The organism is Streptomyces sp. NPDC058008, assembly GCF_042886395.1.
Classification (GTDB): domain Bacteria; phylum Actinomycetota; class Actinomycetes; order Streptomycetales; family Streptomycetaceae; genus Streptomyces.
Map to the genome: position 1 here is coordinate 117,912 of NZ_JBHVQX010000019.1, position 13,619 is coordinate 131,530.

Consider the following 13,619-nt stretch of genomic DNA (forward strand, 5'->3'; position numbering starts at 1 on the left):
CGGGACGGGTTGCGCGGCGTCGGCTCGTTACAGGTGATCCCCCGGGGTGATCCATCACCCTCCCCAGAGAGAACTGGAGCCACATCGATGTCCCAGCACCGCGCGTCCCACGGCAGGGCCCGCACGAAGACCGTCCGTTCGCACGCGAGGGCCGGCAGTCCCCGCGTCCGGATCATCGCGGCGTCCGGGATCGTCCTCGCGCTCGGCGGAGCGGTCGCGCTGACGTTGCAGGGCGGCTCGGACGGCACCGGCGGCACCGCGTCGGACAAGCCGCAGGGACGGCAGTCCGTCGAGGACCGCGCAGCCGAAGGGAACGCCGTGCGTGTCCAGGCGGCGTACGCCGAGGAGAGCAGGGCCGCGGAGGCGGAGGACCGGCGCATGGCCGAGGAGGAAGAGGGCATCGGCGCGCGGGCCGCGGAGACGGCGCGCGAGAACCGGCGGGCGGCCGAGCGCAAGCGCGAGGCCGCGGCGGACGACGCTCGCGCGAAGACGGCTCAGGAGGAGCGGGAACGGCAGAAGGAGGAGGCCGAGGCGGTCACCGCGGCGGGGAACGGTGGTTTCCGGCCCGGCGGTTCGTCGTCCACCGGCATGTCCGCCGACGAGCACCGGCTCATCTCCCTGCTCAACGAGCGCCGCGTCGCCCTGGGCCTTCCGCCCGTGGAGGAGAGCGCCGATCTGACCGGTCAGGCCGAGGAGTGTTCCGTACGCAGCCTGGAGAAGGGCGCCCTCGAACACTGCGGCCACGAGGTCCTCTTCATGGGCGGGGAGAACACCACGCCGGAGGCGATGATCGAGGCGTGGTTCAACAGTCCGGGCCACAAGACCGCGCTCACCTACGGGAGTTCGACCACGGCGGGCGCGGCTGTCGTCACGGACAGCGCGGGCCGGCTCGTCGCGGCCATCAACATCGACTACTGAACCGCCGGTGAAGGACCTCGGGGCGGACGGGCGTCGCGCCGGACCGTCGTAGGACGGCCCGGACACCGAGGCCGCGCCGAGCGGGCCGGCTCGTCACCGTCGTGGCGAGCCGGCGCTTCACGGGTCTCCTGCTGTCGCCGCGCGGCAGGGCGTGAGACGTCCGTACCGCGCCGGTCCGTTCCACCCGCACGCGGCGGGTGCGGCGCCCCGGCCGGCCGACCGCGAAACGGTGTTCGCGGGGGGTACCGGCCCGGAACCGCCGGTACCCCCCCGCTGCTGCCGCGCGTGGCCCTGAGCCGTCAGCCCTCCCGGGCCAAGGCCTCCGTCAGCGCGTCCAGCAGGCCCGGTACCGCCTCCTGGAGGGCGCCGCGGCGGAGCCGGTGGCCCCGGGAGGGGCCGACCATGACCGGATGGAGGATGCCCGCCTCCACCAGGATCTTGAAGTGGTGGGTCGCGGTGGATTTGCTCAGCCCCTCGTAGAGATCCGAGCAGGGCGCTTCGGCGGCGGGGTGCGTCGCCAGGCGGCGGACCATTTCCAGGCGTACGGGGTCCGCGAGGGCGCGCAGCAGCTTCTGGACGGCGCCGACGGGCGGCAACTGGTCCGGCGGGATCTCCCAGGACGGCATCAGACAACTCCATGTTTGACGAACATCGTACTTCTCCTTAGGCTCCCCGAAGTACGATCCAGATCAAACTTACCAGGAGTCCTCGTGCAGGCACTCTCCCCCGGACGCCGCCCCCAGCCCTGGAGCTACGGGGTCCTCCTCGTCCTCCTCATGCTCGGGCAGGCGACCTCCGCCATCCCCTCGCCCCTCTACTCCCTGTACGCCGAGAAATGGGACTATCCGCCCTTCCTCACCACGGTCATCTTCGCCGCGTACGGAGCCGTGGCGGTCGTCGCGATCCTCGTCTCCGGCCCCCTGTCCGACCGGTACGGCCGACGGCCCGTGCTCCTCGTCGCCGTCCTGCTGCTGCTCGCCGGGCTCGCCGTCTTCCTCGTCGCCGCGGGACCCGGGTACCTCGTCGTGGCGCGGATGCTCAACGGCCTGGGGATCGGCGCGATCGTCGTCGTCGGCGGAGCGGCCCTGCTCGATGTGAGCCCGGAGCGGGCGGCGCGGAGCGGGACGTTCACCGCCATCGCGTTCAACGTCGGCATCGCCGTCGCCGCCCTCGGCACCGCGGCCCTCGCCCGGACCGGCTTCCACCCCCTGTTCCTGCCGTACCTCGCCGACGCGCTCATCGCCCTCGTCCTGCTCGTCCTCCTCCTGGTGATGCGTGAACCGCACCCCTCCGCAGGGGCCGTGCCCCTGGGGATCCCGCGCCCCCAGGTGCCCAGGGAGATCCGCGGGCGCTTCGTCTTCTCCGTGATCGGTGCTGGAGCGGCCTGGGCCGTGCTCGGGGTCTGCTTCTCGCTGGAACCCTCGATCGCCTCCCACGCCGCTGACATCGACGGCCCGTTCTTCGGGGGCGTCGTCATCGCGTCCGTGACCCTCGCCGCCGCTCTCGCGCAGGTCGTCAGCGCCCGCTTCCCGGCCCGCACGGTCGCACTCGTCGGTGACACGTCCCTCGCCGTGTTCATGCTGGCCGGGGTGGGCGGCTTCGCGACCGGCAACGCCGTCGTCATCACCGTCACCGTCGCACTCCAGGGCGGCGCCTACGGCCTCGCCTTCGGCGGCTCCCTGCGCCACCTGACCGCGCACATCCCAGCCGAGCGGCGCGGAGCGGTCATGTCGATGTTCTACCTGCTCGCCTACGGCGCGCTCATCACGCCCACACTCCTCGTGGGCATCGGCGCGACCCTCTGGAGCGACACCGCGATCTTCCCCGTCTTCTCCGTCCTCGCCGCGGTTCTCTGCCTCTCCGCCGTGGTGGTCGAGCGGGTGCTGGGGCGCCGGGAAGGACAGCCGGAGCAGGTGCTGACGCCGGCGGCCGGAGTACGGGAGGCGAGCGAGGCCGGCTGAGACATCCGCAGCCGGCGGGAGTGACGGCCGGCCGGGCAACGAGGTGGGGGCGGCCGAACGGAACGCGGGTCGACTGCCCCTCCCCTCCGGGTGCGCCGGTGTGCGCCGCCGGCCGAGCGTGAAGGCCGCGCGAGACCACGAAGGCCGCGCGAGACGACGAAGGCCGCGCGAGACCACGTAGGCCGCGCGAGACCACGAAAACCGCGCGAGACCACGTAGGCCGCGCGAGACCACGAAAACTGCGCGAGACCACGTAGGCCGCGCGAGACGACGAAGGCCGCGCGAGTCCGACCCGGGCCCCTGACGAAGGGGGACGAGCCGCGAGGACGGGTGTGTCCCCGTGGCGCGCCACCCGTGCGGAAACAGGGCCTCCCGGAAGCCACCGCCGGCAGCGGCGGAGCACACGGCCGGGCGGTGAGGTGTCAGAGGCGGACGACCACCAGGGCGATGTCGTCGTGCCCGCCTCCGATGACGCCGAGCCGTGCGAGCAGGGCGTCCGCCAGCAGGTCGGGGGCGAGGTCCGTCATGCCGCTCAGTGCCTCCTCGAGCAGGCCCAGGCCGGTGTCGATGTCTTCGTCGCGGCGCTCGATCAGGCCGTCGGTGTACAGGATCAGGGTGTCGCCGGGGCGGTAGGCGGCGCTGGCCTGCGGGCGCGGTACGTGTTCGGGGCGTGCGCCCAGCGGCGGATCGGTCGCGTTCTCCAGCAGCTCACACGTGCCGTCGCCGTGGAGCAGCACCGGCGGAAGGTGGCCGGCGCTGGAGTAGACCAGCAGCTTCGACCGTACGTCGATGAGGACCGTGACCGCGGTGGTCGCGAGAGCTCCCTCGACGGAGCGGGCGTACATGCCCAGAACCTCCAGGGCCTGGGCAGGCCCGGTCACCGCCCGGCTCGCGGCGGACAACGCGCTGCGGAGCATCCCCATCACGGTGGCGGCCTCCAGGCCGTGACCGACGACGTCACCCACGGCGACGGTGAACTGCCCGTCGGCCAGGTCGACGGTGTCGTACCAGTCGCCGCACACGTTCAGCGAACCGATCGCGGGCAGGTACCGCACCGCCACGTCCTCGTGGCGGGCCAGATCCGGGGAGTGCAGCATCGCCTCCTGCAACGCGACGGCAACTTCCCGCTCCCGCCCGTGCGCCGCCCGCAGTTCCTCGTTCAGGCGTTGCAGCTCGCGGGCCCGGACGTACAGCTCCGCCTCCATCCCCTCCTCCCGCTCGGTCAGAGGCTCGCTCACCCCGCGGTTGCGGGCCCTGCGCGCCCGCACGAACGCCGTCACGTCCTCCACCCGGTGGATGATCCACGCCACCTCCCCGTCCGGGTCGGAGACGGGAGTGTTCACCGTCGACCACCAGCGCTCCTCGAACATCCCCGGCCGCGCGCCCACGGGGATGTCGTACCGCTGCATGGCCAGCACGTCCGCCTTGCCGCCGGTCAGCACCCGCCTGAACGACGCGTCCACGTTCCGCACCCAGTCCGCGTCCGGGTCCGCCGGGTTGTCCGGGAACGCGTCGAACACGAACCGGCCGACCAGATCCTCCCGGGTACGGCCGGTCGCGCGCAGATACGCCGTGTTGACGTCGGCGATCACCAGATCCGATGCCAGCACCAGATAGGGGCTCGGCGTCGCCGCGAACAGCGACCTGTAGTCCAGCTCGGGCCTCACAGGCGTCCACCCCGTGCGAATCCTCGGCCTCGGAGGGCCCTGGCCATTCCACGCTATGCGGCATCGCCGCACCTCGCGCGCTGCGGGGCACGCCGGGGAGTCGTCGTGAGGTCCGCCCGGGAGCGGAGTGCGGACGGCGCTCGACCCGAACCCGGTGCGCGCGCCCGGGCCCCTCCCGGCGGCGGCAGGGCCGGGGCGCAGGACGCGTGCCGAGGGGGTGCGGCCGTCGGAGTGCGGCCGGGGCTCCGGCCCGGGTCCGCCCACCCGGTGGTCCGCCCGTTCGGTGGTCCGCCCACCCGGTGGTACGCCCCGCTCAGTGACCGCGCGGGGCGTACATGATGAGTGCCATCCCGGCGAGGCAGACCAGCGCGCCGATGACGTCGAACCGGTCGGGGCGGTAGCCGTCGGCGACCATGCCCCAGGCGATCGAACCGGCGACGAAGATGCCGCCGTACGCGGCGAGGATCCTGCCGAAGTTCTCGTCGGACTGGAAGGTGGCCACCACCCCGTACAGGCCGAGGGCGATGACGCCGGCGCCGACCCAGATCCAGCCCTTGTGCTCGCGGATGCCCTGCCAGACGAGCCAGGCGCCCCCGATCTCGAACAGGGCGGCGACGACGAACAGGGCGAGGGAACGGGCGACGAGCACAGCGAATCTCCGGAACGGGGAAGCGGGTGGGAAGGGGCGGGGTGTGGGGGAGGCGGTGTCAGACGGCCGGGCCGAACAGGGCGGTGAGCAGGCCGGCGCCCTCGGCCGGGGCACGGACATCCAGGTGCAGGCGCGGGCCGTCCAGTTGGAGGCGGAAGTCGTAGAACGGGCAGCACCGCTGCTCGGCCGCCGCCAGCTCCGCCACCTGCGCGGCCCGTTCGACGGGCAGCGTCAGCCGCAGGCCCTCGGGCACCACGGTCCGCGTGGCGCCGTCGGCAGCCTCGCGCCACCGGACGGCCCGCTCGCGCAGGGCCTCGCCGTCCAGGGAACAGGCCACCGGCGCCGTACGCCATGCCTCCGCCCCGGCAGCCCGTCGGCCGGACCCGAGCACCACGTCCACCGGGCTCGTCCCGCCGTCGGCCGCAGCCGGCCGGGCGAGGAAGCCGCACCCCGGGTCACAAGGGCTCGCACGGTCGGGCAGCGCGTCCAGGTGCTCCAGGGCCGCGCGCAGGGAGGCGGTGAACGCGGCCAGTTCGACGGCGCGGCAGTCGGCCTCGGCCAGGCGCGCCGCGATCCGTGGCCGCAGGTCGGCCTTCACATCCCGGCACGCCCCTGCCTCCCGCACGGCGAGGAGCTCGCAGATCTCCTCCAGCGACAGCCCCAGGTGCTTGGCCGCACCGATGAACCCCAGGCGTTCGACGGCATCCTCGCCGTACACCCGGTACCCGGACGGGGTCCGGTCGGCGGGGAGCAGCCCGGCGCTCTCGTAGAAGCGGAGGGTGGTGGCCGGTACGCCGCTGCGTACGGCCAGCTGCGAGATGCGGTACGTCGTCACGCCCCGACCGTAAACCTTCGACCCGGCTCGAAGGTCAAGGACCACCCACCGTACGGACGGCGCGCCCCGGTCCTGGCCCCGTCAGGCCAGCACCGCGGTGGCGAGGGCGGCGGCGAGATAGGCGGTGCCCAGGCCCGCGACGACGCTGACGACGGCGTTGGCGGCGGCGAAGTACTTCGCGCCGGTCTCGGCCAGGCGCAGGCTCTCGAAGGAGAACGTGCTGTACGTGCTGAGCGTCGCGCACAGACCGGGGCCGATCAGATGCTGGAGGGCCTGGGGCACGGTGGTGGCGGTCACGGCGCCGGTGAGGAGGCCGAGACCGGCGCAGGCGGCGATGTTGACGGTGAAGGTGCCCCAGGGGAAGGCGTTGTCATGACGGGCCTGGACGGCCCGGTCGGTGAGGTAGCGCAGCGGGGCTCCGATGACCGCCCCGGCGATGACCATCAGCCAGTTCACGCGGGCCCCCTCTCCGCACCCGTGTCCGTGCGCGGGAGGACGGTGAGGCGCGTCAGGGCCGCGGCGGCCCAGACCGCGGCGAAGGCGGCCAGCAGGGTGGCGGCCGTGTACAGCAGCCCGGTGCCGGGATGACCCGCGTCCAGGAGGCGCTTGGTGTCGAGGGTGGCGGTGGAGAAGGTGGTGTAGCCGCCCAGAACACCGGTGCCGAGGAAGGGCCGGGTCAGGGGATGGACGGTGAAACGCTCGGTGATCAGGACCATCAGGACGCCCATGGCGGCGCAGCCGGTGACGTTGATCCAGAACGTCGTCCACGGGAACGCGGTGGGCGCGGACGGCCAGATCAGGGTGGCTCCGTACCGTGCGCAGGCGCCGATGACACCGCCGGCCGCGATGGCGGCGATGATCTCGGCCTGCCGGCGCTTCGGGCCAGGGGCCTTCCGGGACGGCCACGGGTCGACGGCGGTGTCCGGGTCGGCGGGCTCGGCCTGCCAGCCATGGGCCGGGGTGTCGTGCTCGGGGTGGTCGGGGTGCACGTGCTCAGGCTCCTACCTGATCGTCTTGGACCCGCGCACGAGCGCGCGGGAAGGCCAGGTAGGGACCGTTGGCGACCGGCACGGCCACGGTTGGGTACGGCGGGCCCCACCGCCGTGCAGCCGTCCGCGCGGGCCGACCGCACGTCCAGGTTACCGGCCTCGACGGCGGACCTCGCGAACGAGGTGCCCGTCCGGTCGACGGGGCGTCGGGTTGGCAAGCCGGTGGGGCCCTCGCCCACGCGGGTAGGTTCGCGTCGGCCCACCGGCTTGCTGACGCGGTCCGGTTCGCGTCGGCCCACCGGCTTGCCGACCGGTCCCGTGCCTGCGGGGGCCCACCGGCTTTGTCCCGTGCCTGCGGGGGCCCGCTGCCGACCGGAACCGTTCCCGCGCACGCAGGCCCGTCATCGGCCGTCCCGTGCCCGTTCGCGTCGGTCGCGTTGCGTCGGCATCCCGCCCTGACGGCACGTCAGCCGTGTTTCCCGGGGGCGGAGCTGGGTGTCGTGGCCACCCGGGCCGCCCGCCCGGTCCCGATACCCGCAGAAACTGACGGATCGTCATCTACATGGCCTCTCGACGACCCGGGCGCCGCCGAACTCGAGCTCCCCGACCTGGCCACCGTCGACCAGCCCGTCGTCACCAACTGGTCCACCAAGCGCAACGAGACCGTCCCCCGCGTCATCCGAGTACGTCCGAGTACGCCGTGAAACGGCCTGGCGCACGAGCGGGGATGCGGGCTCCACCTCTCCGGAGCGACAGCGAGGAGTCAGATCATCGGAGCCGGACGACGGCGGCTCGGGCCTTCGCACCTCGTACTGCCCTCACCGTGGGGAGCCCGGTCAGAACTGCCGCACCAGGTTCCTCGACCCCAGCCGAAAGCCGGTCCACACGGGCTGGGAGCACATCGGCAGGGACCACGAGCCGCGCAGCGGAGCGCGTGAAGGCATCCCGGCTCCCTCACGATCCGTTCCATATCCCCAGACGCTTGAGCCGACGCTGGCGTAGCCGCTCACCGAGCGCTGTGCACGCGAAGATCACTCCCATGCCCAGCCCCAGCAGCACGGAGAAGAAGAGGGGGCTGTCGGCCCCTTCCTCCGACACCAGCAGGAAGAAGAGCGCGAAGGGGACAGCCATACAGAGCCCGACGGCCACCGGGTGACGGGCCGCCCATTTCTGGGTCCGACTCGGAGGCATCTGTCCACCGAAAGCCCGGTCCAGGGCCCAGAACGCTTTACTCACAGACCGCCGCCAGTTCGCCACGGCTGAAGGATAGGGCAACCGGTCGGGCCCGCCCGTGGTGTACCGGCGGTGAGCACGGACCCGCCCGCCGGCAGGGCCCGGCAGCGACGCTCCGTCCGATGGACGACCGGGCGCGGGCAGAACCTCGGGCCGTTGCCCGAACCGACGCACCGAAGCTCCTGTGGCCACCGCGTTCCCGGGGCGACCCAGCTCCTCGATCCCGCCGCCGAAGTCGTCATGGGTCCCGCTGCCACGACGGGGCCGCCGGTACTGTCACCGGTCTACCGGCTCACTGGCCGGCGAGATCTGTGCGGGATGCATGAAGTTCGGTGTCCTCCGTGGTGCCGGCCAGGAAAAAAACAGGGGCCGGGTGGCCTCACCGGTGGTGTGCCGCGCTGTCCGCAGGGCTGTGACCAGGGCGTTAAAGGGTGAAGGTCCGCTCAGGATGCCGATCGGGGAATCGGCCGTTTCACTGGTGGGTGGTGGCCGGATTCATCACCGGATCGGCCTGGCGGTGGAAGTGCCCGCCGGGCTTTCGGGCCACTCAGGAAGGCAGCGGCCCAGTGGCTGCGCCAAGGGCCCGCGAGGCCTGAACCCAGACCGCCCCCTCTGAGGAAGAGGAAAACGGCATGAAGCTCACCCACCACCGGGCCACCGCCGTGGCCGCTGCCGCAGCGCTCGCGCTGCCGCTGTCCCTGGGGGCCCTGGTGCCCCAGGCGCTCGCCGACACGTCGAGCCCGACTCCGTACGCCACCCCCAGCTCCTCGGCGTCGTCGTCGAGTCCGAGCACGACCAGTCCGAGCACGACCAAGCCGTTCGGCCCGGACTGCTCGTTCCCGCAGAGCGGCACGGGCAGTACCGCGGAACTGGCCAAGGAGTCTCTGGCGACCGCGGCATCCCATGACCCGAACCTCTCCACTCTGGTGAGCGCCGTGAAGGCGGCAGGGCTGACCGACACGTTGAACAACGCCAAGAACACCACCTTGTTCGCGCCCACCAACGCGGCGTTCGACAAGATGGGCAAGGCGAAGGTCGACGCGCTGCTCAACAACAAGACCGAGCTGAAGAAGCTCCTCACCTACCACGTGGTCGGCGAGAGCATCAAACCGGACCAGCTGCCCCACGGTGACTTCACCACGATGGAAGGCTCGAAGCTCACCACGTCGGGCTCCGGTACCTCCTTCACGGTCAACAACACGGCGGCCATCACCTGTGGTGACATCACCACGGCCAACGGCGGCAAGGTCTACGTCGTCGACAACGTGCTCACCCCGCCCAACTCCTGACAGGCCCCGGAGCGGGGGCCGGGCGGCGCGTAGCCCCCGGCCCCCGCCGAGCCGTTCCCACCCCCACCACGGCAGGCGCCGGGAACACCTCACGGCTGCCGCCCGACCCGGTACACCCAAGGTTCCGCCGAGGCCTGGGCGCCGATGTTCCGGCCGTACCCACGCGTACGCACACCACCTGACCCGCCGCGTGGAGGGCGTGGACGTGCCCACGCCCTCGCCGTGTTCCCCGCCGGTATGAGCCGACCGCCACGAGCCGGGCCGAGCGCACCCACCACATACGCGCGCTGCGCGCCCCTGCCCCGGGGCGGACACCTCGCCGCCCACGAGTAATCCGCCTTGCCGGCCCGCGACACCACCGGCTTCCTCCGCGACCATCGCCGACCGGTCCTGTCCGGCCCCGCGACCGGTCCTGTCCGGCCCCCGACCAGCGCCGCCCGGCCCTGCCGGAGCTGTGCCCGCGACCATCGCCGGCCCTCCTGTCGGAGCCGTGCCCTACGGTTGCCCGTATGACCTCCTCGACCTCCCTTCTCGGCCTCCTTCGTGACGATCCGAGGGCGGCGGAGCTCGCCGAGTGGCCGTTCGGCTTCGACACACGCGTCGTGAGCCACGAGCCGATCACGCACGTGGAGCCGGTGCGTCTCGCCTCGGGCGAACCGCTGGAAGCGATAGCCAAGGACGACGGCGGCGGCACGTACTTCCTCTGCGGGGCCGGTGACGGCGAGGACCGGCCCGTGCTGTTCGCCGACTCCGAGGGGTCCGCCGGGATCATCGGCACCAACCTCCGTGACGCACTGCTGCTGCTGGCCGTGCTGCCGTGCGCGGGCCAGGCGTTGAGCCTTGAACGCCAGGGGCGCGCCGTGGACGAGACGGTGCTGCTGGCGTTGCGGGCCGAAGAGGACGACGAGCTCGGTGAGGCGGCCGACATGGACGACCTGCCCGCGCGGCGCGCCGAGTTCGTCCAACGGCTCGGGCTCACCCCGCCGCCGCTCCTCGAACTCCTGGACCGAGCCCGCGAGGCCGCTGCCCTGGATCCCGCGTACATCCTCCTCAACGAGGAAGGGGCGGCGTACCAGCAGGACTGAACCCCGCACCTGCTCCAGCTCCGGTGCACCACCGCTCCGGATGGAGGCGCCGGGAGCCGTGACCGGGACGGTGACACGACGGTCGCGACGACATCGTCCACGGCAACCCGGGCCGGAGCTTCCAGGGCAACCCGGGCCGGAGCTTCCACGGCAACCCGGGCCGGGGCGGAGGCGATCCGGCCGGGAGCCTGAGGACGGGGGCGCGGGCGGAACGGTGGTGACGGCCCGCTCAGGCGGTCGGCGGACGCCTCTTCTGCTTCGCGCGATCCTCGGACTCCTGCATCTCGAGGACGCGGAACACGTGCGCGCTTGCCCGCTTGCGACTGCTTCCGCTGGTGAACAGCGCCGCGCCCACGATCGCGGGCGGCACGGCCAGAACGCCGATCGCGAGCAGTTCCGGCCAGTCACGTGCGGCGCTGCACAGCTTCCCCGCGCCCTGGCTGTACGGCGTGCTCTCACTCTCGTAGAACACGGGTGCGTCGCAGGCGATCTCATCCGCGTAGTCGTGCACGGTGAACGGCATCAGCAACAGGTAGCCCAGCCAGAGGAACAGGGCTGCCGAGACCGCCATCAGACCGACACCCCAGCCCTGCTGGCGTCCGGCCCAGCGGTCGAATTCCTGTCGGGCTGTCCATTGCATGAGAAATCCCCCGCTAGCCGTTCGTCCTGCCGGTTCCGCCGACGAGCGTACGCGCGTTCCGGTGGGGCGATGGACCAGCGGCGCGAACGAGGCACGGCCCGCTCGGCGGCCTGCTTGCCTGCACACCTGCATACCTGCCCGCCCGGATTGTCGGGCGAGGGCCTGGTGCCTGGCCGGGTAGGTGTGCTGCATCAGGTGGGGACTGTCCGTGCGACGGCGGGACGGCCTGGTTCCGCGACGGCCCGCCTGCGCGCAGGGGACGACGGTGCGGCCCCGTGCGCGCAGGGGGCGAGGGTGCCGACGGGTCGGCCCGGTCTCCGGAGCCAGGGGGCGGCCGTCAGTGAGGTGTCCGGGACAGGCCGGCGGGGGAGCGGGGCCCTGTCGGCGCGGGTCCGGGCCGCCGGTGTTCGTCGGACGGACGGAGGAAGCCCCCTGTACGGCTGAGCTCTCCTCCCCGTACGGCCAGGGCCCGGCCTACCGGGAACCGGCACCGTAACAGGACTGTCTGGAAAGGGAGTTGGGACGTGAACGAACCGGCCCAGTACCCGGTCGCTCGTACGGCCGGGCAGTCCGCTGCGGTCCGCCCCCGATCCGGTGTCCCCGAATCTGTCGGGCATCTGTCCTGCGGAAGCCGTTCCTGCCACCCTGGTAGGCAGGGGATGCCGCTTCCCGCCCGGCCCTGACCGACCGGGTGGGATCAGAGGGGGACAACTGATGACAGGCTTTCTGACGGATTTACCGGCCTTCTGGGCTTTCGCGGTCGTATGGGTCTGCGCCTTCCTGGCGTTCAGGGCGTACTCGCTGGTCCGCCTCCGCTATCTGCTCCGGCGCGACCGGCAGGCCATCGGACGCTTCATGGAGACCGGTGCGGCCAAGCCCGTTCTCGCCATGTACCAGCTCGAGGGAGAGCGGGCGGCCGTACAGGCCGGGATGCTCCTTCTGTCGCCCGGGCACCGCCCCCTCCGCGACCGAAGCCGGGGGGCGGGGGACACCCGGCCGCAAGCACACCCCCTGCTGACGGAACTCCAGCCGGCCGTTCACGACGCCGGAGGGAGAGGCGCGGTGGATGAGGTGATGGCATCACCTCGCTTCCCGGCGTTCAGGGCCCAGTTGCGCAAGGCAGCGCGGCGCGACCTCCCCAGGTGTCTGTGGCGGCGCAACGTCCCCGGTGAGGCGGAGGCGTGGGCGGCCGTGTTCGGCCTGGCCGCTGTCCTCGTCTACGGCATCGGGTTCCACTACCGTCAGGCGGACGGGAGCGGGGCCTGGTTCCTGATCGCCCTGGCGGTGCACGCGCCGGCGGTGGTCTGGCTCGTGCTCGCCAACGAGAAGGCCCAGCAGCGGCAGTGGCCCGAGTTCGACGCGCTGTGCGAGCGCTGCGTCGTCGAGGCGAGGGTACGCGTGCCCAGGCCCGAGAGATCCGGAGGCACGGACTCCACCCGTACGTCCGGCTGGGCCAACGACGGTGGTGTCGGCGCGGCCAGTTCCTGCGGTGGCGGCTGCGGCGGCGGCTGTGGTGGTGGGGTGTGAGCCGGCCCCGACGGTCCCTCGGCGCCTGGTGGGTCGGCCGGCGCTTCCGGAACTGGGAGCGGCCGACGTCACGGACCTGGCCGGACGTGCACAGGGATGTCGCCTACCTCACCCGGAAGCTGGGCCGCTGGCACCCCGATACGCGCCTCGCCCACGTACAGGTGTCCCGCTGGCTCGGCGGCGAAGGCCGGCACGACGAAGTCCTGCGACGGGCCGTGGCGGAAGTAGCGGACAGGAAAGCCGAGTTCGGAGCCGACGACTCAGAGACCCTGCGGTCGCGCGTGTCGCTCATCTCCGCCCTCCGGGGCGTCGGCGACCTGGACGGAGCCGTCGCCGAGGCGCGGATCCTCGTGGCGGACTGCACCCGGGTGCTGGGCTTCGAGCACGCCGACACCCGTATGTCCCGGGCAGGCCTCGCCCGGTGCCTCGCCGAGAACGGGGAACCGGCCGAGGCAGTGCGCCTGCTGCGCGCCCTGTACACGGAGTCCGGGGCCTCCGGCTCGAAGCGGCCGGCGGACCACCGCACCATGCGGGACGGACTGATCCGGGTGCTGGAGATGAAGGGCGATTTCCGGGAGGCCCTCGACCTGTTGGACGAGGAGATCACCGACGAGCTGGGGACGGTGTACGGCGTCGACGAGTTCAGCGGTGACTACAAGATCAAGGATCTGCGGGAGTGGCGGAAGCGCCTCACCGTCAAGGCGGCCTCCGGATAGCCCCCGGGGCGCCGGCTGCCGCCCCGCACCGGCCACCCCTCCCCGGCCGGCCCGGCGGCGCGGGGTGCCGGTCAAGGCTCTCGGCCGACCACGGAGCGGCGTCCTGGCGA

At 72.5% G+C, this 13,619-nt stretch carries 14 protein-coding genes; 6 read left to right on the plus strand and 8 right to left on the minus strand.

The genetic code is table 11. The features are described 5' to 3' along the window. Positions 1–87 precede the first annotated feature (87 nt). Entirely contained in the window at positions 88–918 is an 831-nt protein-coding gene (locus ACFVS9_RS20725) for a CAP domain-containing protein (RefSeq protein WP_389934269.1), read from the plus strand. Between the two features lie 299 nt (positions 919–1,217). Here the strand turns inward: ACFVS9_RS20725 and ACFVS9_RS20730 are convergent, their stop codons facing one another. Further along, positions 1,218–1,544: an ArsR/SmtB family transcription factor gene (locus ACFVS9_RS20730; protein ID WP_383114215.1), complete on the minus strand. Its 327-nt coding sequence runs from the start codon at positions 1,542–1,544 to the stop codon at positions 1,218–1,220. Between the two features lie 84 nt (positions 1,545–1,628). Between ACFVS9_RS20730 and ACFVS9_RS20735 the strand changes: the two genes are divergently transcribed. Further along, complete coding sequence (locus tag ACFVS9_RS20735) at positions 1,629–2,879, plus strand: MFS transporter (RefSeq protein ID WP_389934272.1); 1,251 nt, start codon at positions 1,629–1,631, stop codon at positions 2,877–2,879. 422 nt (positions 2,880–3,301) lie between these two features. Here the strand turns inward: ACFVS9_RS20735 and ACFVS9_RS20740 are convergent, their stop codons facing one another. The 6 genes from ACFVS9_RS20740 to ACFVS9_RS20765 form a co-directional block, all read right to left on the minus strand. Continuing rightward, positions 3,302–4,546, minus strand: coding sequence for a PP2C family protein-serine/threonine phosphatase (locus ACFVS9_RS20740; protein WP_389934275.1), 1,245 nt, complete (start codon positions 4,544–4,546; stop codon positions 3,302–3,304). Between the two features lie 313 nt (positions 4,547–4,859). Beyond that, positions 4,860–5,195 (minus strand): YnfA family protein, encoded by a 336-nt coding sequence (locus tag ACFVS9_RS20745; protein ID WP_383114212.1) that lies wholly within the window; start codon positions 5,193–5,195, stop codon positions 4,860–4,862. Positions 5,196–5,253: 58 nt separating this feature from the next. Then, positions 5,254–6,030, minus strand: a complete 777-nt coding sequence (locus tag ACFVS9_RS20750; RefSeq protein ID WP_389934278.1) for a MerR family transcriptional regulator — start codon at positions 6,028–6,030, stop codon at positions 5,254–5,256. 81 nt (positions 6,031–6,111) lie between these two features. Then, on the minus strand, positions 6,112–6,486 hold the full coding sequence (locus tag ACFVS9_RS20755; protein ID WP_383114210.1) for a fluoride efflux transporter FluC: 375 nt from the start codon (positions 6,484–6,486) through the stop codon (positions 6,112–6,114). Beyond that, positions 6,483–7,019 (minus strand): fluoride efflux transporter FluC, encoded by a 537-nt coding sequence (locus ACFVS9_RS20760; protein WP_383114209.1) that lies wholly within the window; start codon positions 7,017–7,019, stop codon positions 6,483–6,485. The genes ACFVS9_RS20755 and ACFVS9_RS20760 overlap by 4 nt, the downstream gene beginning before the upstream one ends. A 954-nt stretch (positions 7,020–7,973) precedes the next feature. Next, entirely contained in the window at positions 7,974–8,210 is a 237-nt protein-coding gene (locus tag ACFVS9_RS20765; RefSeq protein ID WP_383114208.1) for a hypothetical protein, read from the minus strand. Positions 8,211–8,884: 674 nt separating this feature from the next. Here ACFVS9_RS20765 and ACFVS9_RS20770 point away from each other — a divergent pair. Next, complete coding sequence (locus ACFVS9_RS20770) at positions 8,885–9,541, plus strand: fasciclin domain-containing protein (protein ID WP_383114207.1); 657 nt, start codon at positions 8,885–8,887, stop codon at positions 9,539–9,541. Positions 9,542–10,050: 509 nt separating this feature from the next. Continuing rightward, the gene (locus ACFVS9_RS20775) at positions 10,051–10,626 is read left to right on the plus strand and encodes a hypothetical protein (protein WP_389934283.1); all 576 of its coding nucleotides are present in this window, start codon (positions 10,051–10,053) and stop codon (positions 10,624–10,626) included. A gap of 229 nt (positions 10,627–10,855) precedes the next feature. On the opposite strand, the gene ACFVS9_RS20780 is transcribed toward ACFVS9_RS20775, so the two are convergent. Beyond that, positions 10,856–11,266, minus strand: a complete 411-nt coding sequence (locus ACFVS9_RS20780) for a hypothetical protein (RefSeq protein ID WP_389934286.1) — start codon at positions 11,264–11,266, stop codon at positions 10,856–10,858. A gap of 714 nt (positions 11,267–11,980) precedes the next feature. Here ACFVS9_RS20780 and ACFVS9_RS20785 point away from each other — a divergent pair. Both ACFVS9_RS20785 and ACFVS9_RS20790 read left to right on the plus strand, forming a co-directional pair. Continuing rightward, positions 11,981–12,793, plus strand: a complete 813-nt coding sequence (locus ACFVS9_RS20785; protein WP_389934289.1) for a hypothetical protein — start codon at positions 11,981–11,983, stop codon at positions 12,791–12,793. Positions 12,794–12,879: 86 nt separating this feature from the next. Continuing rightward, on the plus strand, positions 12,880–13,509 hold the full coding sequence (locus ACFVS9_RS20790; protein ID WP_389934292.1) for a hypothetical protein: 630 nt from the start codon (positions 12,880–12,882) through the stop codon (positions 13,507–13,509). Positions 13,510–13,619: the final 110 nt, after the last annotated feature.

What these genes read in the sequence shown, in the direction of transcription:
- ACFVS9_RS20725 (WP_389934269.1), top strand. Translation starts at nt 88, where the DNA reads ATGTCCCAGCACCGCGCGTCCCACGGCAGGGCCCGCACGAAGACCGTC.
- ACFVS9_RS20730 (WP_383114215.1), bottom strand. Translation starts at nt 1,544, where the DNA reads ATGCCGTCCTGGGAGATCCCGCCGGACCAGTTGCCGCCCGTCGGCGCC.
- ACFVS9_RS20765 (WP_383114208.1), bottom strand. Translation starts at nt 8,210, where the DNA reads ATGCCTCCGAGTCGGACCCAGAAATGGGCGGCCCGTCACCCGGTGGCC.
- ACFVS9_RS20770 (WP_383114207.1), top strand. Translation starts at nt 8,885, where the DNA reads ATGAAGCTCACCCACCACCGGGCCACCGCCGTGGCCGCTGCCGCAGCG.
- ACFVS9_RS20775 (WP_389934283.1), top strand. Translation starts at nt 10,051, where the DNA reads ATGACCTCCTCGACCTCCCTTCTCGGCCTCCTTCGTGACGATCCGAGG.
- ACFVS9_RS20780 (WP_389934286.1), bottom strand. Translation starts at nt 11,266, where the DNA reads ATGCAATGGACAGCCCGACAGGAATTCGACCGCTGGGCCGGACGCCAG.
- ACFVS9_RS20785 (WP_389934289.1), top strand. Translation starts at nt 11,981, where the DNA reads ATGACAGGCTTTCTGACGGATTTACCGGCCTTCTGGGCTTTCGCGGTC.